The organism is Cloacibacillus evryensis DSM 19522 (assembly GCF_000585335.1).
GTDB classification, from domain to species: domain Bacteria; phylum Synergistota; class Synergistia; order Synergistales; family Synergistaceae; genus Cloacibacillus; species Cloacibacillus evryensis.
In genome coordinates this window covers 570898-594574 of the sequence record NZ_KK073872.1, presented here as the reverse complement: position 1 = coordinate 594574, position 23677 = coordinate 570898, and the positions used below count along the sequence as shown (strand labels likewise).

General features: G+C 55.9%; 10 protein-coding genes. 1 reads left to right on the top strand and 9 read right to left on the bottom strand.

Translation table 11 applies throughout. The features are described 5' to 3' along the window. Positions 1-150: 150 nt before the first annotated feature. Together CLOEV_RS02545 and CLOEV_RS02540 are read right to left on the bottom strand one after the other, a co-directional pair. A complete protein-coding gene (locus tag CLOEV_RS02545; RefSeq protein ID WP_008709615.1) occupies positions 151-1344 on the bottom strand; it encodes a DUF3798 domain-containing protein in 1194 nt (397 codons plus the stop codon). Between the two features lie 65 nt (positions 1345-1409). Beyond that, entirely contained in the window at positions 1410-2378 is a 969-nt protein-coding gene (locus CLOEV_RS02540; RefSeq protein ID WP_034445164.1) for an aminopeptidase, read from the bottom strand. A gap of 249 nt (positions 2379-2627) precedes the next feature. On the opposite strand from CLOEV_RS02540, the gene CLOEV_RS02535 reads away from it, so the two are divergent. Then, positions 2628-3368, top strand: a complete 741-nt coding sequence (locus tag CLOEV_RS02535) for a FadR/GntR family transcriptional regulator (protein ID WP_008709613.1) — start codon at positions 2628-2630, stop codon at positions 3366-3368. A gap of 122 nt (positions 3369-3490) precedes the next feature. On the opposite strand, the gene CLOEV_RS02530 is transcribed toward CLOEV_RS02535, so the two are convergent. From CLOEV_RS02530 to CLOEV_RS02500, 7 genes are all read right to left on the bottom strand, one after another. Further along, positions 3491-4858, bottom strand: coding sequence for a dihydrolipoyl dehydrogenase family protein (locus tag CLOEV_RS02530; protein ID WP_008709612.1), 1368 nt, complete (start codon positions 4856-4858; stop codon positions 3491-3493). Between the two features lie 238 nt (positions 4859-5096). Beyond that, positions 5097-6704: a gamma-glutamyltransferase family protein gene (locus CLOEV_RS02525; RefSeq protein WP_008709611.1), complete on the bottom strand. Its 1608-nt coding sequence runs from the start codon at positions 6702-6704 to the stop codon at positions 5097-5099. Between the two features lie 346 nt (positions 6705-7050). Continuing rightward, positions 7051-7989 carry a bile acid:sodium symporter family protein gene (locus CLOEV_RS02520; RefSeq protein WP_008709610.1) on the bottom strand — a complete coding sequence of 313 codons (939 nt, stop codon included), beginning with the start codon at positions 7987-7989 and terminating at the stop codon, positions 7051-7053. 469 nt (positions 7990-8458) lie between these two features. Beyond that, positions 8459-8989 carry a 3TM-type holin gene (locus tag CLOEV_RS02515; RefSeq protein ID WP_034441757.1) on the bottom strand — a complete coding sequence of 177 codons (531 nt, stop codon included), beginning with the start codon at positions 8987-8989 and terminating at the stop codon, positions 8459-8461. Further along, positions 8986-9309 (bottom strand): phage holin family protein, encoded by a 324-nt coding sequence (locus CLOEV_RS02510; protein WP_034441756.1) that lies wholly within the window; start codon positions 9307-9309, stop codon positions 8986-8988. Before CLOEV_RS02510 ends, CLOEV_RS02515 begins: the two co-directional genes overlap by 4 nt. Beyond that, positions 9306-10475: an N-acetylmuramoyl-L-alanine amidase gene (locus tag CLOEV_RS15715; protein WP_169732182.1), complete on the bottom strand. Its 1170-nt coding sequence runs from the start codon at positions 10473-10475 to the stop codon at positions 9306-9308. The genes CLOEV_RS02510 and CLOEV_RS15715 overlap by 4 nt, the downstream gene beginning before the upstream one ends. A 185-nt stretch (positions 10476-10660) precedes the next feature. Next, positions 10661-23587 carry an LPD38 domain-containing protein gene (locus CLOEV_RS02500; RefSeq protein ID WP_169732181.1) on the bottom strand — a complete coding sequence of 4309 codons (12927 nt, stop codon included), beginning with the start codon at positions 23585-23587 and terminating at the stop codon, positions 10661-10663. Between the last annotated feature and the right edge of the window lie 90 nt (positions 23588-23677).

The window sequence follows — 23677 nt, the reverse complement described above, 5'->3', positions numbered from 1 at the left end:
TGACAAGGGGACTTACGCGGCTTAAATTACCTTCGGCAAACGAATTCCCGCCGGCTGAGCGCCCGCCGAAGGTTAAAGAAGTGAATAGCCGCAGCCCCCGCTGACAATCATTTAATTGGTACTTTTACTTCGTATTCGTCCGGGAAACCATTATTTTTTCAGGTTAAGGTATTTCTCCGGGACTTTGACACTGGTGAGTTTCAGATAGCCTTTTCCGAATATATAGGTATCCTGATAGATGAGCTGATATTTTTTGTTGGTAACGCCGGTGCCAAGTTCCGTGTAAGGCCTTATGAACCATTTCGCGCCTGGAGTATAGGTATCGTAGCACTCAAGCAGATCTTTCGGCTTCCCGAGCTTCGCCTTCTTTTCGACGATCTGCTTGCCATATTCCGTAAGAGCGCATACCGTCGCCCATGACTGCGAATATGAGCAGGTTCCCATCCGGCCTTTTCCGCCGGCCGCGATGACCGTCTTTTCGACCTTGTCCATTATCGCCGGCCAGTTGCCCGCCTCTTTCTTGAGGTCTATGCCAAAGGCACCGGGATATCCCATAAGCGGCGACGGAAGATCTGGTTCGATGAAGATGGCTCCGTATTTCGCGACTTGCCTGAGCAGCGGCTCCGTCTGCGCGTCGTTTGTGCAGAAGAAGGCCGTGTCTTTGCCGTATTTGTTGATCCAGGCCGGCACCTTCTCAAGTATGAACTGCTGGGCTCCGGCAACGCCTACGTCGCTCACAGGGTCTGGGGCGGTTTCAAATACATACTTGAGCCCCAGGTCTTTGCACGCCTCTTCAAAGATGGCGCGGCGGCGCGCCTGCAGTTCATAGCTCATGTGACGCGGGAAGGAAATAATGACGAAAGTCTTTGCTCCCAGCTTTTTCGCGGCGTAAATATTTAAATATCCTCTTATTATCTTATCCGAGGCGACGCTGTAATCGGCGACAGAGGAGATAACGTTAGGATCCTCCTGCGGGGAACCTGTGAGGCAGATTATATCTTTTCTCTTTTCCTTTACCCTGCGCAGCGCTTCGGTCGTACCGGGTATCGCTTCCACGACGACGATAGCCTTGATCTTCGGATCGTCGGCGAGTCCGGCTATCTGCGATATGGTGGTCTCCATTTCCTGCATAAAATTATCGGGCATGGTTATGTGTTTGATCATACCGCCGCTGCTGGTATCACCATACTTTTTCACCATATACTCAGCGCCGCGGTACGTATCCTCCGCCTGGGAAACCGTGAGCGTCGCTATCCCGATATGAAATGGGGCGTCCGCGAACGACGCGGCGGCGCTTGCGAACAAAAACAACGAAACCACCAACAATAGAGCCGATTTCTTCATTACCAACTACCTCCCCTAAATATAAATTTGGACCGTATTTTAAGAGTCGCCCAGCTCTTATCGCTTCAAATAAAAATTTCGTTCCCGTCGACGATCACCCTTCCGTCGACCTCGATCCTGGGATTCCACATCAGAAGGTCATAATGGGTGGGGGCCTTGACGACGCCGCCGAGCGTGATGCTCGTGCCGATGCCGATGTGCGCCGTCGAGATCACGCCTTCGTCCTCGAGCATGATGCCGCAAAGCCTGCATTTGGGGTTAAGGCCGACGCCGAGCTCCGCGATGTTGTAGCAGTTCGGGTCGTTGTGGCTCGCAAGATCCCTTTTCAGCACTTCAGCCTGCCGCCCGCCCCTGATGTCGGTGATGAATCCATCTTTTACGTCCACGACCACCGGCTCGTCCAGCACGCCGATCCCAAGATAGGGAATGCTGGCGTCCGCTACGATGCGCCCGTTCGCCGAGCCTTCGACGGGAGATGAGTTGGCCTCCACCGTCGGTATCGTAGAAAATTCTCCCGGTTCTACGACACAGTAGAGGGCGTTGCCGCGCCTGCCGGTGATGTCAAGCCAAAGATCGGTACCGCCCGGCGTCGTGACGTGAACCTTGCTGCCCTTAGTAAAGGCGTCGGCCACCCCTTTGCAAATCGGCTTGATTGACCTGAAATCGGCCTCTATGCCGCCGGAGATGAGCATCTCTTCCGTGAAATCGGTGAGGACCAACAGCCGCGCGCCGCTCTCCGCCGCCTCTTTCACGGCGAAGGTGTGCGTCACGGAATAACTGACGGGGATTAGAACGACATCCGCGTGCTTCATGCTTTCGGCGATGATCTTAGGCGGTTCCTCTCCCGCCCTTTTACGCGGCTTCATTATGCTCACGATGACCTCCGCGCCGCGCTCCACTGCCGCCGCCGATAAGACCTTGGCGATTTTTTCCTGGACCATGTCGGTAACGATGAGCACCGTCTCCCCGGCCCTGAGCGAGACGCAGTTGTCCATGATCGTCCTGGCTCCCTGCATCATAAGCGCCTCTTTCATTTCCAAAAAAACCACTCCTCTTTGATAAAGCATCTGCCTGTGAAACGTTTTTCTAAATGATCATTTTATAATATAATACTACAATCATACAAAAATATGTCAATAGCTTTAGACAGTTTTTAAACATTTTTTTGTATTTCTGTAAAAATTCAATCAAAATAGTTTTATGCGCGGCGATACTTGCGATAAACTAAATAAAAAGGTAGGATATTGATGATTCGGAAGCAGTTTCGAAAGAGGGGTTCTCATATGGATCCAATCCTGGAAAAAAATATTCCGCCGGTGATGCCGGTCAAAGCGGAAAGATTGTCGTCTCAGATATCGAAGCTGATCTTATCCGAGATACAATCGGGACAGCTCACTGTGGGAGACAAGCTGCCGCCGGAGATTGAGCTTGCCCAGAGGTACGGCGTGAGCCGCACCATTCTCCGCGAAGCCATCGCCAGCCTTAAGAATGAAGACATCCTCGAATCGAAGCAGGGACGCGGCATCGTTGTGAAGAACGCGCGCAGCCGGCAGGCATTCAGGTTTTCCGACGTCTTCGAAACGATCTCCATGGACGAGATAAACTATTTCTATGAAATGCGCGCCCTGCTTGAATCAGAGGCGGCCGGGCTTGCCGCGACGCGGCGCACGCAGGAGGATATCGAGGAGATAATGGCCTCTTTCAGGGAAATGGAAGAGGCTGTCAGCGACAAGGCCCCGGGGGCGGAGGCCCACGACCGCTACAACGCGGCGATCGCGCGCGCGAGCCATAATCCGGTGTTGATAGAATTTATTCTGTTTTTACAGGGAAAGCTGCACGACCTGGCGAAAGAACTGCGAATACGGACGATGGCCTCGCCGGAGAGGGCGCATAACGTCCTCGAGGAGCACCGGCGCGTGGTGAAATTCATCTTGGCCAAAGAGGCCGCCGCGGCGCAGGAGGCGGCGCTCACGCATCTCAAGAATGCCGCGGAGCGCGCCGGAATAAAAATATACGGCAAATGACGCCGCATATAAAGGCAGATTCTTTATAAAGAGGGACATGTCGATAAACGGCATGTCCCTCTTTGATTTTATCTCATTCCCCGCATCATCGCGGGACATCCTCCGGTCTTTACGGCCAGGCTTTATTTAACCGCGCCGAAGAGGTCGTTCAGCGCCTCGCTCATCACGGGATGCGTGAAGATCATGTCCCGCAGCACCGTATAGTGGAGTTTCTCATTCATCGCCAGCGTGACGATGTTTATCAGCTCGTGGGACTCTTCACAGTACAGCGCGGCGCCGAGGATCAGGCCGCTGTCAGCGTCAACGACGGCCTTCAGCAGTCCGGTGTACCTCCCCAGTACGTGGGATCTGGGCAGCCCCGTCACCGGGATCACCGCCGTCTTTGTCTTGTATCCCTGTGCCAGCGCCGCCTTTTCCGTCAGCCCCACGCGCGAGAGCGGCGGCGCAAGGAAGATGCTGTAGGGGACGTTGCGCCCGGCGCTTGTCCTGCCGCCGCCGCTGAAATCGGCCATTACGATACGCGCGTCATCCTGCGATATGTAGGTAAACTGGGGGCTGCCGGCGACATCGCCGATGGCCCATATGCCGGACACAGACGTACGCATATTCCCGTCAACGGCTATCGCGCCGCGCGGCGTCGTCTCTACGCCGGCCGCCGCCAGATTCAGCTCGCGAGTATTGGGGATACGCCCCGTGGATACGAGCACCGCGTCGCCCTTTGCCTCTCTTTCCACGCCGCCGGCGCTGTATCTCACAATTGCGCCCTCCGCGTCATTCTTCACCGACAGGACCTTCACGCCGAAGACAAACTTGACGCCCTGCCGCTCCATCGTCTCTTTGACCGCGGCGGCGACGTCGGCATCCTCGTTCGGGAAGAAGTCCGGCAGATCCTGAAGCACCGTCACCTCCGAACCGAATTGGCGGTAGAACGAGGCAAACTCAAGTCCGATGTTCCCGCCGCCGATTATCACGAGGCGCTCCGGCAGCTTTTCAAGGTCGAGCATGCCTTCGCTGGTATACGCGCACCCGCACTCGCCAAGGCCCTCGATCGGGGGGATGAAGGGAACGGAACCGGTGTCGATCACGATCCTGTCCGCGGTGGCTGCGGCGGTAAAATCTTTGCCGCGAATCTCTATCTCTTTCGGAGAAACGAACTTCGCCGTTCCGGTATAAAGGGTGATATTGGGGTTGCTGTCAAACATGTTAAACATTTTGCCAAGGATCTTCTTCCGCAGCTCTTTTTTATCGAGTATCGACTCTCTGTAAAAAGCCGCCTTTTGGGCGAATTCCGGAAATCCTTTTATTTGTGATATCTCCGCTCTGTGGACAAGGAACTTTGTGGGCACGCAGCCCACGTTGGGACATGTCCCGCCGTACATTTTATCGGACTTCTCCACCAGCGCGACCCTCTGTCCCTGCGCCGCCAGGGTACTTGCAAGGACTTTGCCTCCCTTGCCGAAACCGATCACTATAACGTCATACATTTCCATGAACAGCACCTCCGGATATTATATGTATTTTTTTTTATTACATTAACATGTAGCTTAGCCCTAATTTAAGAAAAGTCAAGTATAAAAATAATTTCTCTCCCTTATGCCTTTACCGCCCACGTAAGGACATAATAAAGGCAGCCGCAGATAAAGCAACGGCTGCCTTACTGATATTAGCCACATTCAAGCTTGCATCTCATATCATGCAGGGAGCGGGGCGGCATCCCGCGTTCCGGCGCTAGTATACGGCGATGTATCCGTCGGCCCTCGGCTCCGTCGCTCCTATAAGGGCTCCGCCGCCGCGTATTATCATCTGCCCGCGCCCGTAAGAGGTTTGATCGTAATCGACGTGGACTTCATGCCCCATTGAGGCAAGCTCTTTGATGATGTGATTCTCCACACCCTGCTCAAGTCCGACCTTCCTGCCCTCCAGCCACTGCCACCGCGGCGCGTCGAGCGCCTCCTGAGGATTCAGCTCGAAGTCCACCATATTGGCGATCATCTGGAGGTGCCCCTGAGGCTGCATAAAGGCCCCCATTACGCCGAAGGGGCCGACCGGCTCGTTGCCCCTGGTTATGAAACCCGGTATTATCGTATGATACGGCTTCCTGCCCGGGGCGAGGAAGTTCGGCGACGACGGGTCGAGAGAAAAGTTATTGCCGCGGTTGTGCAGGGCGATTCCCGTCCCCGGCACGCAGAGTCCGGACCCGAAGCCGCGGTAGTTGCTCTGGATCATCGAGACCATGTTCCCCTCTCCGTCAGCCGCCGCTAGATATACCGTGCCGCCGGACGACTGGCGGCGCGACGTCGGTAGCCCCGCCGCGGAGGGGTCTACAAGGGCCGCTCCATGTTCGGCGAACCCCTCGGAAAGCAGTTCTCCCACCGAACGGCGCATGCAGCGCGGGTCCCCGACTTCGGCTATGGCCTCGGCAAAGGCCAGCTTTATCGCCTCTATCTGCAGGTGATAACTGCGCGCGCATTCACGCTCCGCCAATTCAAATTTTTTCAGAATGTTCAGCGCCATCAGCGCAACGATGCCCTGGCCGTTCGGCGGTATCTCCCAGACGTCATAGCCCCGGTAGTTCGCGCATATCGGCTCCACCCATTCCGGAGTGAACGAGGCGAGGTCTTCGGCCCGCAGCCAGCCATGATGATCCCTCGAAAAGCGGTCTATCGCCTCCGCAAGCTCCCCGGTGTAAAAAGCCGCCGCATTCGTCTCCGCGATCTTTTCCAGCGTACGCGCCTGTGCCTCGCAACGCCAGAGCTGTCCCGCGGAAGGAGTTTTCCCGCCTTCCGTGAAACACTCAAAAAGCGGCGCAAACTCTTCGCCTGCCAGGTTCTTTGAGAAACCGGCGAATGCTCTCTTCCAAAGCAGGCTTACCGTCGGCGAAACGGGAAAACCTTTACGCGCATAGTGTATCGCCGGTTCCAGAAGCTCGCCGAGCGGCAGGCGGCCGAACTTGGCGTTAAGCTCGGCCCAAGCGTAGGGCGCCCCGGGGACGGTGACGGCGTGCCACCCATAGAGCGGCATCTTTCCCCCGCCGGCTCCGCGCAGCTCCTCCGCGTTCGCGAGCGCCGGCGCATATCCGCTGGAGTTGAGGCCGTGCAGTCTGCCGCGCGTCCATACGAGCGCAAAAGCGTCGCCGCCGATCCCGTTGCTGGTCGGTTCCACCACCGTCAGGCAGGCGGCCGCAGCCACCGCGGCATCGACCGCGTTCCCGCCCCTTTTCAGCATATCCAGGCCGGCCTGAGCGGCAAGCGGCTGCGTGGTGGCGACCATGCCTCGCGAGCCATAGACTAGAGTACGGCGCGAAGGGTATTTATATCTCAGAGCGTCCATCTTCATACACAACACCACATTTCAAAAAATATAAAATATCTATGAATATTTATATGACACCGGCGTAGCTACGGCCTTAAAATCGTCTCCGTCCGACCTTCATCAGAGCGCGCTAGATCTCTTGACGATCTCGCTAATCTTCACCCGGTCATCACATCACGATCATCTGATTTTGTGGCTGCCCGGAGATCATTTCGACTTCCGATGAACATATTTTAACATGCGTCAGGGGGCAAAAAGCAGGGAAATCCCCCACAACGCCGCCCAAACAACGGCAAAAAACGACCCCCGCCGGTTTGAAAGCGACGGGGCCCGTTTTCTGCGCAAAAATCCTCACAGGGAAGAACCCCCGTTATTTTTCGCGCATCTGAGAATATATATTCGCGAGAATCGCTCCGGATATATTATGCCAGACGCTGAATACGGCTCCCGGCACCGTGGCAAGGGCAAGAGATGGGAACGAGCTTGCCGCCAGGCTGGTGGCAAGTCCGGAATTCTGCATCCCGACCTCGATCGAAATAGCCTTTTTCTTGGCAAGCGGGACCTTTAAAAACGCCGCGATCATATACCCTAGCGCGTAGCCCAGGATATTGTGCAAAATAACGACCGAAAATACAACAAGGCCGGTGGTCATTATCTTCGCGGAGTTGGCGGAAACGACCGCGGCGACGATCATAACGATCGCCGTGACGGAGACCAGAGGCAGCACCCTGACCGCTTTCTGCGTCGTGCTGCTGAAAAATTTATTAATGACGAAGCCGGCGGCGATAGGCAATATCACCACCTTGACTATCGACATGAACATCGCCGCCATATCGACGGAGACGGTCTGTTTCAGCAAAAGATAGGTCAGCGCCGGAGTCAGCACCGGGGCAAGCAGCGTGGATACGCTCGTCATGCCGACGGAGAGGGCGACGTCGCCTTTGCTGAGGTAAGTTATCACATTCGAAGACGTGCCTCCCGGGCAAGTCCCGACGAGGATCACGCCGACAAGCAGCGCGTCGTCCAAGGCAAAGATCTTGCCAAGACCGAAAGCCAAAAGCGGCATGATCGTAAACTGCGCGACGCACCCGAGGATAATATCCTTCGGCCTCCGAAAAACCACGGCGAAATCGGCGGGGTCCAGCGTAAGCCCCATACCGAACATAACTATCATAAGCAGCGTCGTGATCCACGACGTCTTTATCCATAACAGGGCGGATGGCTCAAAAAGAGCCGTCGCGGCAACCACAACAACAATAAAGGCCATATACCTTCCCACAAAATCACTGAGTTTTTCAAGAAACTTCATCACAAAAACACTCTTCTTTCCGCTTGCATAATTATAGAGACCATTAATGAATAATGGCGCGTGAGAATTATAAAGAGCGCCCGGTGGGAATGTCAAACGGACAGCTAGCCGCTAAAATGAGGACAAAGTGAACAACCTCACTATATAACCACTGTGATTCCCCTTAACAACAGTCATTCACAAACAACCAGCGGCAAAAATGATGTTATTCAAAGGATGTTTGCACCGCCCAAAATATCCGACGGCAGGAGAACAAAAAATCCTCTGCCTATACAGAGGATATAATTTTAAATGGAGCCGACTCCCGGCCCCATACAAATCGCATGAACTGGCTTAGACGCACGATTCCCAAAATCATGAGTGCAGTCCTTATACGGTCATATATACGGTGAGACGATATCCTGTAAAAAATGCGTCTCCGGACTCATACCAACGACCACATTGACCATATTACCACAGATCATAGGGCTTACAACAGCCCTTTTTCACGCGCGATTTTCTTTAACCTTGTATCAACGGCCTCTGGATCATCATAATCTACGGTGGCCACCGTGGACACGCTCTTCGCTGCTTCACAGGCAGCGACCTCTGCCTGAATCCTCTTCTTAGATGGATTCTTCAACTGCCCGTTTGAATAGTATGTCTCCTCGTCATCTTTGTACTTTTTACCGAGGATGACGGTAATAACAAAACCAACCAACCCCACGATAGAATCCGGCAATGGAACGTCGGGTATGCTGAGGCCAAACCCTCTCGCCCAGGGAACTAATATATAGTTGTTGGTCACGGAGAGCACGAATACCCATATCAGCGCGGGTATGGCTCCGCTGACGAAGATGCTTTTATTCTGAAACATCGCTTGCAGCACACCGAGGCGCGCCGTCGCCTCCTGTGTGTCGAGCTTCGCCAGCTCAATTTTTAACTCATTTTGTTTATTCGGGTCAGGAACGACCTTCTCTATTATGCTGCCAACACCAGGAATCAGCTCTAAAAGATTCATTTCTTCTCTCCTCCTCCAAAGAACACCTTGATTTGCTTAACCATCAGCGCCGCTACCGTATCCAGCAGCGACGCCCCTGCATACCCGCACATACCGCCGACGGCCATCTGCAGCCACCCGCTGGCCCCGATCACATAACAAAACGCATGGATCATGACCCCCATGAAAGCCGCCGCGAACATGCCACAGGCAAATTCTCCTGGAGAAAACGGCTCCTGCCGATGATGCCGCGTATATCGGACCGTGTTGCCAATCATGGTAATGACGATCGTCGGCAGCATAGCCAGTGCGGCCGTAACAAAATCATCGACCATCTTCATGCAAAAACCTCTTCTATGCCAGCTGCTATCGCAACCGCCGCTTTCTCCTGCCAGTCGGCGGCTGTGAGTTTTGCCCTGTCGCCTGCGTTAGAGAGGAACCCCAACTCCACAAGCACCGCCGGCATTGCCGTATTGCGCAGCACCTGCAGATTAGCGTTCTTCACACCACGGCCATTCATGCCGGAAACTGGGAGTAGCCGCCTATATACTGCCTTTGCCGCGGCGACCGCCCCTTTGCTTTGATTGGTATGCGTAAAAACCTCTATGCCGTTCGCCTGCGCGCTGGTCGCACTGTTGCAGTGTACGGAGACATACAGATCAGCTCTAATCTTATTGGCAAGCGCGGCACGCTCTGAAAGCGTTGGATATGTATCTCCCTCGCGGGTATAAACTACCCTGTAGCCAGCAAGGGAGCTTCCAATCATCTGTGCCACCTTTAACGCGATATCCTTCTCTTGTACGCCTCCCGCGCAGGCTCCAGGATCTTTGCCACCATGCCCGGGATCAATACAGATTATTTTCCGCCCGGTATTGTCCGTAGATATGGCGCTATCGGTCTTGATTTCCGGCGTTAATGGTACGCTTTCAGTACCATCGTTCCCGTCTCCGATACCCAACACCTCCAGCGCGACCGCGGCCTCCGCATCGGAAAGATAATCGCTTTCGATCGCATATAAGAGCGCAGCCTTAATCTTCGGTGCTGCGGCGGCCGCGCCAAATATCTCAGGTGCGAGAGTTACGGCGCTCTCAACCATACGGCGAAAATACGCCTTATCAGTTGCCCACGCTCCATATCGCCCCGCGAGCAGCCCCGCGAAATATCCATAAAAATTATCAGCGCGGCTGGCACACAGAGGATAATTCGCCTCGATCTTCTTAACATAATCGGCTGCGAACTCATCAAAAGAGCTGTACTTACGGAAGGCGCTCAACTGTGAATACCTCTCTCCGTTTGCACGCTGCTCCCAAGAGACCTTGTTATATACCGGCCCCGACCATCCAGTCCCCGCCTTTATCCCCGCCGCGTTATTCGCGGCAAGAAACAGCTCCGAGGCCCACGCTTTACCACCGCTGCGCGTCTCCCAATTCATCTGGCAGAGCGCACCGTACGCATTTATCCGCCCCTGATACCTCTTCAAAACCTCATACGCCGTCACATTATCCACCGCGAACACCTCCCATAAAAAAAGAGAGGGCATTAAGCCCTCCCTCTTTGCTGAACATACATAACCGCCACTTTACAAAACACACCTAAAACGGCAAAATACTTTCTCTGGTTAGGGAAAGTATCTTCACCCAAATAGCCCATTTTGTAAAGTGAGAATCCCCGTTGTCACATTACCGCCACCCCCTATCTGTCCAGATAAGCATTGATCTTGTCTATCCGTGCCAGGCCCCGCTCGGAGGCATTACGGATATTCTCCTCAATACGACGGATACGGATTCGCTTCTCAACGGCGCTCAAATTCTTTGCCGTAGTAATCTCGCGGACCGCTCTGTACGCGTCATAAATACCGCCCTTGCCGTTATTCAGTTTCGATAACGCTTTAATATCGTTATTCGCGCGGATAAGCCTCTTCTGCGTCTCGCTGAGAGCCTGGGGTCCCTTCGTCTTGAGAATCTCCTCTGCCGTGGCCCGCTTCCTATTGAGCAGCTGAATCTCCGACTGAAAGGCGCTCTCCGTTGCATCACCATCGCTGGCGAAAAACCCTCTCGTGCCTGGAGCCGCTTCATACCAGGGACGATCCGGGCGAGTCTCCTTCGTCAGAAACTTTCTTATCAGGGCATCAGAGACATTCGACGTCTCCTTTGCAAGCCCGCCGCCAATGGAAAAAACGGAATACTCCAGCAGCCTGGGCGAAACATTCAACGCCTTGCTTGCCGCCTTAGCCCACTCTGCCGTATACGGTCCATATTGCAAAGCCGGCTCGAAACGTTTTTCCCTTTCAGAGACGATCTGACGCTGATAGAAAAAAGAATGATTCGAGCCAATCTCGGCCAGCAACAGCATCGCATTCGGATAAAACTCCGGCGTAAGAGAAGAGAGCATAGACGACCCTACGCCGTCAAAGGCCCGTTTATTCTTCGTATAGACATACTCAAGCGCACGCTCCGGCAGGCTGCCGAAGATCATCCCTATCTCAAAAGGCTTTGGGATAGTGACGATTGGCCCATCCTTGCCGATTACAAAATTCCAGAACGTATTCTTGCGCCAGGCGGGTAAATTCTCGTACCTCTTCCTTCGGTCGTCGTCGCCAAAGTTGTACAACATCTGTAACATAGACGGGATCGTTATATACATAAACGACCGCAGCAGGGCCTTCTTGTTGATCCTGCCGCCCTTAAAATAGGTACGGAACATCTTATCCACGCCCTGAAGCGCAGCGTTGAAAAACCCAACATGCTGATTGACCTGCTCGCCCAGCGTCCCCATGCGCATAAAATTCATATTGTCGCGGGTGATATTGGCCGCCTCCTCTGCGCTGAACCCCGCCGCCTTCGCCCGTTCATACTGCCCAAGTCGAGACGCCAGCTCTCCATATTCGGAGAGCTGCCCGATCAGTTCATATACGGCTTTAGGCGGGTTCTTCAGACTGGCCCAGCTCAACAGGACCGTTCCACTCTCGTGCCGCAGCTGCTTCATGCGCTCCGCATGTTCATTCCTCGTCAGCACCGTCATCCCCTGCGCGCCGCCGTGCTGCATAAACTCGTCATATATACTGCCGACGCGCTTGTCGAAGCACATCATCAACCCCCGCACAGTGTCAACCACCGGGCGGAAATTCTCTCCGACGATGGCATAATTGAACGTGTCACGCACCGGGTTGCGAAGCGCGAAAGTCAGACCGTGCGTAGTCCCCTTCCTCAGCAGCGAAGTAATAAAACGCGACGCGGCCACCACGGGATTATCCTCCCACTTCGCGCGTGCCCTGGGCATCAGCGCCTCGTAAATATCGCGCTCCGAACGAAACAGCCTCTTCACACCGTTATCCCACACATGCCAAACCATCTCGTCCGGCTCGTGGTGGCGATTCTCGACCTCCTCCATCAGCTCATGGAAATTTCCCTTGTCATACTCCTCCATGATCTGGCGACCCACCGACTGCCTGGCGGCCGCAGATTCAAACTGAAAAGTATTACGCACGATCTGCTCCAAAGGATCGATGACGTCACGCGACGACCCTTTTAACCTTCTCAGCGGAGACTGAATATTCACCAGCCCCATACCGCCGACAAAGCCGCCGACACTCTTTTCGTCCGCTCCGAAATCACGCTGCAAAGGAACATAATTTGGATACAGGTCGATCAACCGCGAATACATCTCATCAGAGATCATGCCGGAATCGCGGATCATCTCCAGCAGGGCCCGGTTATACTTCACAAGTTCGCGCTGTGACTTCTTCCAATGAGGATAATGTTCCTCGATCTTCCGTACCGCCGCTGCATACTGAGCCGCGCTCCCCTTCGTAAACTTCACCGCCTCGCGCAGAGCCTGTGCCTGCTCGCGATAAAGGTCATGCTCTGCCCGTAAGGCAGTCATCCGCTTCTTCCATTCGGAAAGCGCCTCTTTATCAGGCGACGGCAGCCTTCGATCTTCCACGATCTCGCGCTGCTTCGCTTTGGCGGCTTCGTCTAGCGCGGAGGCCGCTTTCAGCAATTTTTCACTGTTGGCCGCAATATCGTTCAAATGCTTATAAACCGTATACGCGGCAAATCCCTGCTGCTCGCTTGCCGCGATCGGTTTCATAATCTCGACCAATCCCTTTACGCCGCTGTCGGGGTCTCCCTTCTCAAAGCGCCTCTCCGCGCGGCTGGCCGCGCCATAAATCGCGTTCTCGGCATCAAAGTAAATATCATCGCCAAAATTCTTCTTGATCGGATTTAACCGGTCGTGCCACTGACGGTAATAATTATTCTTCACATGAATGAGCTTATCCTTAATAGACTCATCCTGCCGCGAAGGCCGCACCACCCGCTCAAGCTCTGCCGTCCCCATGTCGCGTAGCCACTGCGCGTCCTTCTCCACGACGACGGAAGCATCAGGCTCTACCGTCACCGCCTCACTCACCGGCGACGCCTCTGCCGGTTTACGAACGGACAGCCGGTAATGCTCCTGATTCTCGACGGTGCCGGCCTTACGATTCAGCGCCTTCCCGGAGGCAATCTCACGAAAAACATCCTCAGAGTTCCTGCCAAACAACGTCGCGCGTATCGCAGAGAAAAAATCCTTCAATCGCTGGAAAATCGCCTGCGTCCTCTTCGTCAGCTTACCGACGCGCCCCTCCAGGAACTCGCCGTACATCTCGGCGGCCCTCTCGCGGCTCCCATGCGTTTTCAGCACCGCGGCCTGCTCTTCCTTCAAAAGAGAATCCCACGCAGATTCAAACACCTCATGGCCAAACGTGCGGGCGTCGCTCATGCCGGCGACGAGATCGATAAACCGCTGCCCGTCGATAACGCGCGTGCGCCCGGAGACCACCTCTCCAGGACGTACCTCGCGGCCATAATCCCGTTTCACAACCTCCGGGTCGGCGGCGATCGCCTCCGCCTGCGTGTCAACGATCCACGACACACCGTTCTCAAAGTCCAGCCGCATCTTCCCCTCGCCAAGTTCTGTGACCTTAGCGCCCTTCACGCGCGCGGCGACCTCGCTCACCGAAAGCGGCGGCAGCCCCGCCCGTTTTTCGCCCAGCGCGTAACTTCCGGGAGCGGCGCTCTGTGCCTTGACAAGATCAGCCTCGGTCTTTACACTATTAAACAAGCTCTTGATGGATTGACCCCCGGACCCTACTAGTCCGGCTTGCGATATCCATTGAGAGTATTTTTTTGTGTTGACATACTTAAGCCGCCCTGGAGCGGCAGCCTGCTTTACAAACCAGTCGTTAAAAGGCTTTCCCGTCAGAGGGCTTAACCGTCCATAGGCACTGGCAATATCATTGCAGACAATCTGCCCCTGTGCGCCCTTATGCGCAGCGTTTAACGCGATTGGCACATTTATCGTCGCCCCCTGTGAGTCCTTCAGCTCCAGCATCACGACCAACCCGTTTTGAAGCTGCTTTGCCCTCCCTTCCGATTCAAATACCATGATAGGATCAGCCAGCGCCGCGGGGATCTGTTTTACCAAATTTGGCGACAGCTTGTGCTTCGTAAAAATCTTCTTTAACGTATTTTGCGACATAACTATTTGAAGAGGCTTTACACGCGCATCGCTGATCTGCAGCACCAGCGGCGTCTGCATCACCTGAAATTCTGCATAACGTCCCATCTTTCCAGCTACAAAATCATCCACCTGCTTCGCAAAGGCCGCGGCGTCGGCGTCGAGCCGAGCCTGCGCCGTCGGCCCCAGCCGGTAATGAGTATCCTTCTTCCCGCCAGCCTCCTTGGCCACCGACTCAGGCATACGCATAACAGTGAACGCCGATCCGCTTTGACCGGAAGAACTGATGATCGTGGCAGGCTCGCCGTTATCCACGCGTACAGCCTCAAGCACTGTACCGGAGCCGTTCGGGGTCGCCGCCGAAATCCCCGTAGTGCGGTACTCGACGCCATCCACCTTGATAACACCTTCCGCCATCCGTGAGACGGCCGCCGTTTTAAGACGATGCTTGCGGTCATTCTCTATAAAAGGATTCTTCCTCTTGGCCCGCTCCACGTCGGCGCGGACCTCGGCGAGCGCCACCTGCAGAGCGTACCAGTCCATTGCCTCCTTCGCGTCGTCCCTCGCCTGATGCGGAATATCCCTATCGGCCAACGCCTCGCTGGACTTCTTCTGCGATTCCATCCGGCGTATGATCTGTTCAAGATTCCTTGTAGCCGATACGATCTTGCTCTGAATATGAGTCGGCGACAACAATACCTCCGTCAGCTGCGAAAGATTTTTCGGTACCTTGCCTTCCGCCTGGCCGATGACGACATCATACGTATCGGTGCCTCCCGGGATAAACTTCACCAGCCACGACGGCGTGGTGTACTGTTCGTTAATCCTGGAGACCACCACCTTGCCGCCGGCGAAGGGGATACTTACCGTGCCCGTTGCGGAAGATTCCGTCAGCGGCTCTATCGCCCTCTTGACCGCGCGTGCAAATGCGGACGCCCTCTGCACGTCAGGAGATAAAATCCCGGGACGCTTGGGACGGACAGGCGCTTCAGGCTTCTTGCCGCGCCGCTTCTTATCTGGCTCGTTCTCCCACACAGACAGCTCTCGCTTATATGCCGCGTTGTCCCTCTCAAAATTGGCATAATCCTCGCCGTACTGCTTCTCCGTCTGCCGCAGCGCCTCGGAAAAAGCGGAAAGCTCCTTACCGTCGAACGTGACATCCTTCAAAATCCTCAGTCCATTTTGATTCTCACGGCTGCGCGCCTCATAACTTTTGAGAAAATCCCTCGCGTTCTGCTGCGCCATCAGCGCGCCGCTCACCTCGGCATCCAGCTCCTGGAAACGGCGCTCCGCCTCCATCTTCTTCTTGAATACCGGATCGCCTGTCGAACTCGCCATAAAATCGGCGTACTGATCTGCGTCCGAGCTAGACTCCGCCATCGCGTCAATCTCACCGCCATTACGGAACTGCTCTATCGCCGCCGCCTTGCGGGCGAGAATCTGCCACATAACCGTATCAGCCGTGCCGGAGGTAGAATAACTGGTGATATCGACGCTGAACCCCTCCGGGTCCGCCTCATAAAACATATTCCCCTGCCGGATAATGCGCCCCTCGCGCTGCTCCACATCCGACGACCGCCAGGGCGAATCAAGATGATGCAGCCCGACCAGACGCTTCTGCACATTCATCCCCGCGCCCATCTTCGCCGACGATCCCAAAAGCACGCGCACGTCGCCGTTATTCACACTGTCAAACAACGCCTGCTTCTTCTCCGGCGACTCATAATCGTGAATAAAGGCGATCTCGCGCTCGGGAATCCCCATATCCGTCAACACCGTTTTCAGGTCGTCATAAACAGAAAACCCGCTGTCGGCAACAGACAGCGCGGCGTCCACATCCTCCAGCTTGCTGAAATACTCCTCCATGCGGTCCCTCTGCGCCGGACTCAAAGATTCAGCACCAAGCAGCCGTTCCCGCTCCGAAGTCACAATATCCCACTGGCGCGTAAAAGACAGCCCCTTCGCCCGCTGCTTAAAAGCGCGCAGCTCCGCGTCGCTGAAAACCATCTTCGCGGCGTCGTCCACGAGCTTCTTCGCAGACCTCTGCCCGGCCTTCGCGGGTGTGGACATATCGCAGAAAATAAGCTGCGTCCCCTTCTTATCGGCCCACCTGTCATACGTGGCCTTAACCTTACGGGCGCAGCGCATCACCTTGCCATTCTCGTCGCGGGGCAAAGAGGGATCGATGATCCGCGGATCGAGCGACATCTTCCGCGCGTCCGTCATCACCGTCAGATAATTGTCGATGCTTCGATACTCCTTATCCCCGGAGTTCTTCTGAACGGCGTCCATGCGCGCGACCAGCCAGTCCGTCAGAAGCCGCTGCGTCTCCGTGGCAGGCGCGGTATCTAGCTTGCGGCCGCCGTCCGTCACCTTCGGCACGGGGAACTCCGTACGCAGCTTCGTCTTATTTTTGCGGTTCCGCTCCTCCATCTCCCTCCTATACATATCCTTGAGATCCTGCATCGTGATAATATCGGCAAAGCTGGTGTACATCTGACGCAGAGACGACAGATTATTCAGCCCCGCCAGCACGCGCCGCAGCGTCAGCTTCTGCGTCGGCGTATACTCAAGGCGCGTCTCGGTCACGGCGTAAGAACCGGCCCAGGCGTCGAAAAAGAGCATATTCCTCTCCTTCAGGTCATCGGCGGCCAGATACTTCATCATCGTGTAAAGCTCTACCAGAGAATTCGAGAGCGGCGTGCCGGTGGCAAAAGTAACGCCCCCGCCGCGCTGCTGCAGGCCGCGCAGCTTAACATAGAGGTCAAACGCCTTCTTCGATCCGCTAGGGTCATTCATACCGACAATTCGGTCCCCCGCGGTCGCGTACTCAAGATTCTTAAACTCGTGCGCCTCATCGACGGCGATATAATCGATCCCGAGAGTCTCCAAGTCATGCCCAATCTTATCCGACGGGCGGTTGCTGATCTCTTCGAGCTGCCCCTTATAAGAATCTATGCGCTGTGCTATCTGCGACAAAGAACGCTTACTCTCTCCGTTAATCCGCGCTTCATCCAAAGCCTGCTGCAGAATACCTAACTGCTCTCTGATGATCGCCTTCAAGTCCGCCCCCGGAGAAGGAATATACCCCAGCGACGAATGGCCGATAACGATCGCGTCAACATCCTTCGTTGTGGCTATCCGGGAGAAAAGCCGCTTCCGGTTCTTCGCCGTGAAATCCGCCGGCGTCGCCGCGAGCACCTTCGCCCCCGGGTAAAGCCGGTAAAAATCCTGCGCCCACTGCGTGACCAGGTGATTCGGCACCACAATCAGCGGCTTCTTCGACAGCCCCAGCCGCCGACGTTCCATCACTCCGGTAATCACGGTGAAAGTCTTTCCGGCGCCAACCACATGGTCAAGCAGCACGGACTTGGACTGAATCATGCGCCAGGCGGCGTTCTTCTGCGTATTACGCAAAACGATAGAGGGACTGCTGCCGACCGTTTTCAGATACTTCACGCCGTCAAAACCCCGATCGACATTCGTATTCATCTTCTCGTTATAGGCGTCTACGATCTGCTTTGTCCGCTCCTCGTCCGTATAAACCCACTCCGAAAAAACCTTTCCCATTCGATCGACAAGCGCGTTGACCTTCTGCGTAGCCTCCTCGATCACCTGCTTCTTGCTGTCGCGTACCGTGAGGCTCTTACCCGCGGCGGCGGCGTTAAAAATATCCGGCACGCTCTTATACTCGTTCGTGAACTGCATCCCGAAATCCGTCGCGTTGAACCGCGCGTCGTCCACCCTGATGCGGCCTATACCGGGAATAATCCCCACCTTCGGCCGCTCGCAGCCAAGCGCGGAGAGAAAACTCTCATAAACGGAGGCGGGTATCCAGGTGGCACGGATATTCGGCGTAACATGCTTCTTATCCTTCGGCTGAGGCTGAACCGCCTCCAGGGCTTTTATATTGGGCTCAAGACCGGCGTTGCGTGCCACCTCCAGCTTGCGGCGCACATTTCCGGATAAATACTCTCCCGCATGTTCATATACATCCGTCTCCGGGTTCATAAAAAGCTGCGGGTGCTCGCCCTTACTCAGCTCTTCAATAACATCCGTAACCGGTTTACCGGTAAGGTCAGACATATAGGCAATATCGACAGTGCCGCGCTGAGAGAGCGAAATCTCCATCGCGTCGTAGGCGCTGCCTGCCCTTTTTATCTCCTCCGCCGGGTAAAATACACGCTTCGTAAAAATATCGGCCTTCGTCGCGGAGGCTTTGCGGGCCTTAATCCCCTTGGACTTCGCCTGCGCCGGAGTGATGCCGGGCAGATAATCCGCCTCAAGACCGCTCTCCACCCCGACGTCCACGCCGAGCAGGCTGAAATTTCTCTTATCACTGATCGGGCCATACTTGAAGACGAACGAATCATACAATCCGTTGAGCCCCTTACGTATTGCCTCCATCCTCGGGTCATTCGCCCGCTCCGCCCTATTCAGCTCCTGCAGCTTACGACGCAGCTCCAACATCCCGCGAAGTCGCAAATAATTCTCCTGCCCGAGCTGCTTCCTGCGGTAAGAGGCGTCGATCTCCTTCAGCTCCTGGTCGAAACGCCATGAGAATGACGGCCCCTCAGATTCAAGCGCGTCCTGCACGGAATAAAGCGCCCTCTCCGCCGCCGTGGGACTGCCGCGCTTGGCTCCCGTCGCGGTGCGGGCGACATAAGAGACCGAATCCAGCATATCGCGGGCCCCTTCCAGCCCCTTGCCGCCTGCGGCCGCCTTTTTCACATCCTTCAGCGCGTCGATCACCGCGCTCCACTCGGCGGCGTTATCCTTCCAAAGCGTATTGGGGGTGATCTCCTCCATCACGCTGTTGCCGCCGGCGTCGTCCATCGCGCGGCGTACAATGCGGCCATTATCATCCAGCGCCATACTGCCGATGGGAATATCGCTCTGGACGATCATCGCTGCCTTCGTATCGGCATCCGAGGCAGTCTCCTCCATCACGCCCGCCAGCTTTGCAAAATCGCCGCGCAGCAGATCATCGATCGCCTTACTAATATCGCGCCCGTCGCTATGCACCGTGTACTCATTACCGCGCGAACTGGCGTACATCGTACCGTCCATCGCCGAACGTCCTAAAATATGGCTGGGATACTCCTGATAATACCTATTTACGGGAATATCTTTGCCGTCAACGGTGATCCTGCCATTAGTATCCAGCCAGGCTGCGTTAAGCTCCGGTTTTTCATCGGCCCGCAGCTTCTGCATGAAAATCACATCGGTGACGACATCCGTGCCGGCGTTTTTTGCAAAGGCGTCATTCGGCAGTCTGAAAGCGCCCAGAAAGCGAAAATCCTTGGCAAGCACACGGCGCGCCTCGGGATTGGCCGTGTCCAGAAAACGATGCGTTACGACGACGGACATCACGCCGCCGGGACGCAGATGCATACCGGCCTTGGCGATAATATAATTGTGAATCTTCATCCCCGACAAATGCGCGCGGCTCTTGTGCCTATCCTTAATCGTCGTCTCACCGAACGGAGGATTGCCGATAACCAGGTCAAATACATTATCGGCAAAAGGAGCATCCTGAAAGCCGGTCGAAGAGAGGATATTCGCTTCGGGATACAGCAGAGCGGCGATATCCCCGGTCACAGTGTCGATCTCCGAGGCGTGCCACTCCGTCGCAGAAGCGATATCCAACGGCTCAAGTCCAAGGAAATTACCCACCCCGACCGTCGGCTCCAGCGCACGGCCGCCCTTAAAGCCGAAAAACCTTACCACGCGCCACATAGCGTCCACGACAGGCTTTGACGTATAATGCGCGTCGCTTACCGTGCGAAATGCTGCGGCGTACTCATCGGGAGAAAGCAGCTCCTTGAGGACCCGCTGCGCCTTGCCGTACATATCTCCAGCCCCTGCCTTCTTCACGTCAAAGACAGACTTCAATCCGCCCCAGCCCACATAACGGGCAAGAGCCGCCTGCTCCTCGCGCGTTGGGTAACGCTGCTCCTTCCGCAGCTTCATAAGAGTGCGCAGCGCGGTTAAATTCCCGGCGATCTTCTCTCCTGCCGTACCGCCGCCAAGCCCAAAATCCTCGCCAATAAAAAAGTTGCCGGGATTCTCTCCCGACAACTTCGCTGGCTTAGATTCTCTTGGATTCAGCAGGGACTGGGGCGCCTGCTGCGTTTTCTCTTCCTTCGCGGATTCTACCCCTTCGGAACCTCCGGTTTCCTCCCGAGCTTGTACTCCATGTAATCCGCTCTCCGACGGGCCTTTTCCGCCTCCGTCTCCTCCTCCGGTTCTTCCTCCTCCGGTTCCGGCGGCGGCGTCAGGCAAAACAGATTCCGCGACTCGTTCCACGCTTCCTCGTCCGTCATGCCCGGTGACACCATCTTCTGCGCGTCCATCTCCGAGCGAGTCAGCTTTGCGCAGGCCGTCGCCTGCCTCATCGCCCACCCGCCGTCCAGCGCCGCGTACTCCTCCGGGTAATACATCTTCCAGTGATTTATCGTCTGCTGCGTCATTTCCTCTATCGTCATCGGAGCTACCCTCCTTAACCGGTTTATCCTTACCGACGGACTCCTGAGCCTGTTTCTCTTTTGCCTTATCTTGTCCTATAATCTTACCATTGTCAAGCGGCTGCCGCCCCTTTGTCTCCCCGGCTTTCGCGCCTGCCGCGCGCTCATGTGCAGCACCCGGCATCTCTCGCTCGGGAATGGAGTATATCTCCGTCCCGTCCGGGCCGTCCCTGTGGACAATATATCTCTTTTCACCGGCAATAGGATACTCCCGCGATTCTACAGGCGTGGCGACAATACCGTTGCGCGTCGGGGTCAGCATGGCGCTCTCCATAGTAACCGTCGGCCCCTTAGACTTTCTGATGTCAACGACACGCGAGAGAACACCGTCCTCCTCCCATTCATAGCCGACCGGAAAACGTTCGCCGCCATCCACCGCCTGCCCAACATTAGCAGGCTGGGCCCCCTCGTTCTTTGGCACTCCGCTCACAACCACATGTTCCTTAAGAAAATCCTTTTTTGCAGCCGCGTCTGGCGCTTCCGGCGAGTTCTCCAATTCCCGCGCCTTCTCTGCCTGCGGCGGCTCTGCATTCTGCGGCACATCGGGAACAGATACCGGCTCCGCTACTTCCTGCGTCCTTGCTTTATCTGCATCCGCCTTTGCAATTTGATCCTGCTTTGCCACGGCGTCGGCGGCGGCTAAAGCACCGCGCTTCGCGGCAAGCTCGGCAATATCCTTGCCATACTTCCTGCCGACCTCGCCCTTTGACATCTTAGACATATCGGCGGCCACCTCTTTACGGCGGCGAGAGGGATACGGCACTTCGACGTACCGCGGCCCTGCCTCTGCCTGTACCGCCGCCTCCGGACGCACGGCTTCCGGCATACGCCAGCCAGGGACCGCAAGCTCCGAAGTGGCGCGTTCCCTGGCGGCAATAGGCCCGGTCTCAGAAGTCGTCTCGGCAGGGGCGTAAAGATGCGCGAGAATATTGACCATGCGCTGAAAATCTCCCTGCTGATAAGCGTCGCCAGCGGCGCGCACCAGCGCGGCGTGATAACGCTCATCTCCGGAAAGCGAATCCATATCGACGGCCCCGTAGCGACGGAAATCCTCAACAAACTTCCCTCGAATAGCGTTTAACAGCGCCATACTCTCATTAGCCGGTGTCTGACGCTCCACGGGGACAGCCAATTCAGACGCCGCGCGCTCCCTCATGTTAATTGGGGCAGTTTGCGGGGCCTCTTCAAGCGGCCCCGTATCAAATCGCTCCCTGGCCAGGGCCTCCGCCTCGCGCTCATGGCCCGAAGAATACATCTCAAGAATATGGCGCAAAGTGCTAAAACTCTCATTATCTTCCGCCGACCGCTGCGCCTCCGGGATACTCCTGATCTCGCGGTAAAAATTCCGCATCTCGTTCAGAATGCGCGTATTCGGCACAAACTTACGCGATACGCCCTCCGTATCCCCCTCGCCCATGATTGTCCCCTCCACGCCGCTCTGCGGCGCAGCAGCGGAGGCATTCTCTATATCACCGGCGATACCGTCCATAAAACTATCCACCTCGGAACGGGGCTTACCTTTGACATTGACGCGGCCGTTAAAGGCGCGGTCGGCAATATTGCCGCCAATGCCGAACAACGCTCCCATCATGCCGCCGACGACACCCTCATAAGCGAGGGCGCGTTTATCGATCTCGTTCCCCAGCGCCTTGTCCGAGGCGTATCCCTGGGCGACCTCTTCTCCGCCCTCGCCTAAAATATCAACCAGCGTTCCCGCCGCGGCGCGGACATTATCGGAGCGGAGGATACCGCCAAGCCTTTCATTTTTCATTGCCCGTCCGACCGTGCGGCCAAGAAGAGTGTCGAGCGGTGCGCCAGCGTCGGCGGCCCGAACCGCCTTCGTCATCCCCGTTACCGCCATCGACTGCAAGTAATTCGACATGGGCAGCATCGCCATATTTGCCGCCAGCACCTTCTGCGACGCCTCATAAGCCTCCTCGTGGCTCATCCCGCGCTTCCGCAGCTCGTCATAGACATCCGCCTGCTCCATCTGCGCTTCGGGAGAGGCCGCAAGTAGAGAGGCCATAAAAGACCCGCCGCCGGAGGCTATACCAACGGGGATGTTATAGGCCATCGAACCCAAAGTATAGGGCATCGCTCGCGTGACATCGTGGACAAGCTGCCCGGCGACAGAGGTCGGCATATTATAGGCGCCAGGGTCAAAATACTCCTGTCCGGAAAGAGCGGCCTCCTTCGCCCACTCGCGCTGCGCCATCAGCTCATTATAAAGCTCGGGAGAACCAATACTCTTTGACCGTAAAATGGCCGCCTTCTCCGTCTGCGTCAGATATGGGCTTGCCGCCACCTCGGTCATATCCTTATTGGCGGCGGAAGATTCTATCTCGTTGGTATTCATGTTGATAATGGCGCCGGTCCGCCCCAGACTATCGCTGATACCGCCCTTGAAAGCCTTCCCCATCGTCCAGTCCGGGAGATTCGGATCATAATTTGCCGCGTTGCCCGCTACCCTCTCATCGACGCTGCCGCCCTTCATGCGCTCGATCCTATTACGCGGAGGGAGGAGCGCGGGAATAACACCCTTCCAGCCGCCGCCCTCTTTCCGCGACGGCGTGATCGTCTCCGTATCGGACATATCGGATTCCGCCGTACCTTCTGTATCAGATCGCAAATCTGCGTATTTTTCTAGCCAATTTGTTCCAGTTGCAGCTTCTTCTTTTTTCGA

What these genes read in the sequence shown, in the direction of transcription:
- CLOEV_RS02540 (WP_034445164.1), bottom strand. Translation starts at nt 2,378, where the DNA reads ATGAAAGAGGCGCTTATGATGCAGGGAGCCAGGACGATCATGGACAAC.
- CLOEV_RS02500 (WP_169732181.1), bottom strand. Translation starts at nt 23,587, where the DNA reads ATGTCCGATACGGAGACGATCACGCCGTCGCGGAAAGAGGGCGGCGGC.
- CLOEV_RS02515 (WP_034441757.1), bottom strand. Translation starts at nt 8,989, where the DNA reads ATGAATCTTTTAGAGCTGATTCCTGGTGTTGGCAGCATAATAGAGAAG.
- CLOEV_RS02510 (WP_034441756.1), bottom strand. Translation starts at nt 9,309, where the DNA reads ATGAAGATGGTCGATGATTTTGTTACGGCCGCACTGGCTATGCTGCCG.
- CLOEV_RS02545 (WP_008709615.1), bottom strand. Translation starts at nt 1,344, where the DNA reads ATGAAGAAATCGGCTCTATTGTTGGTGGTTTCGTTGTTTTTGTTCGCA.
- CLOEV_RS02535 (WP_008709613.1), top strand. Translation starts at nt 2,628, where the DNA reads ATGGATCCAATCCTGGAAAAAAATATTCCGCCGGTGATGCCGGTCAAA.
- CLOEV_RS02530 (WP_008709612.1), bottom strand. Translation starts at nt 4,858, where the DNA reads ATGGAAATGTATGACGTTATAGTGATCGGTTTCGGCAAGGGAGGCAAA.
- CLOEV_RS02525 (WP_008709611.1), bottom strand. Translation starts at nt 6,704, where the DNA reads ATGAAGATGGACGCTCTGAGATATAAATACCCTTCGCGCCGTACTCTA.
- CLOEV_RS02520 (WP_008709610.1), bottom strand. Translation starts at nt 7,989, where the DNA reads ATGAAGTTTCTTGAAAAACTCAGTGATTTTGTGGGAAGGTATATGGCC.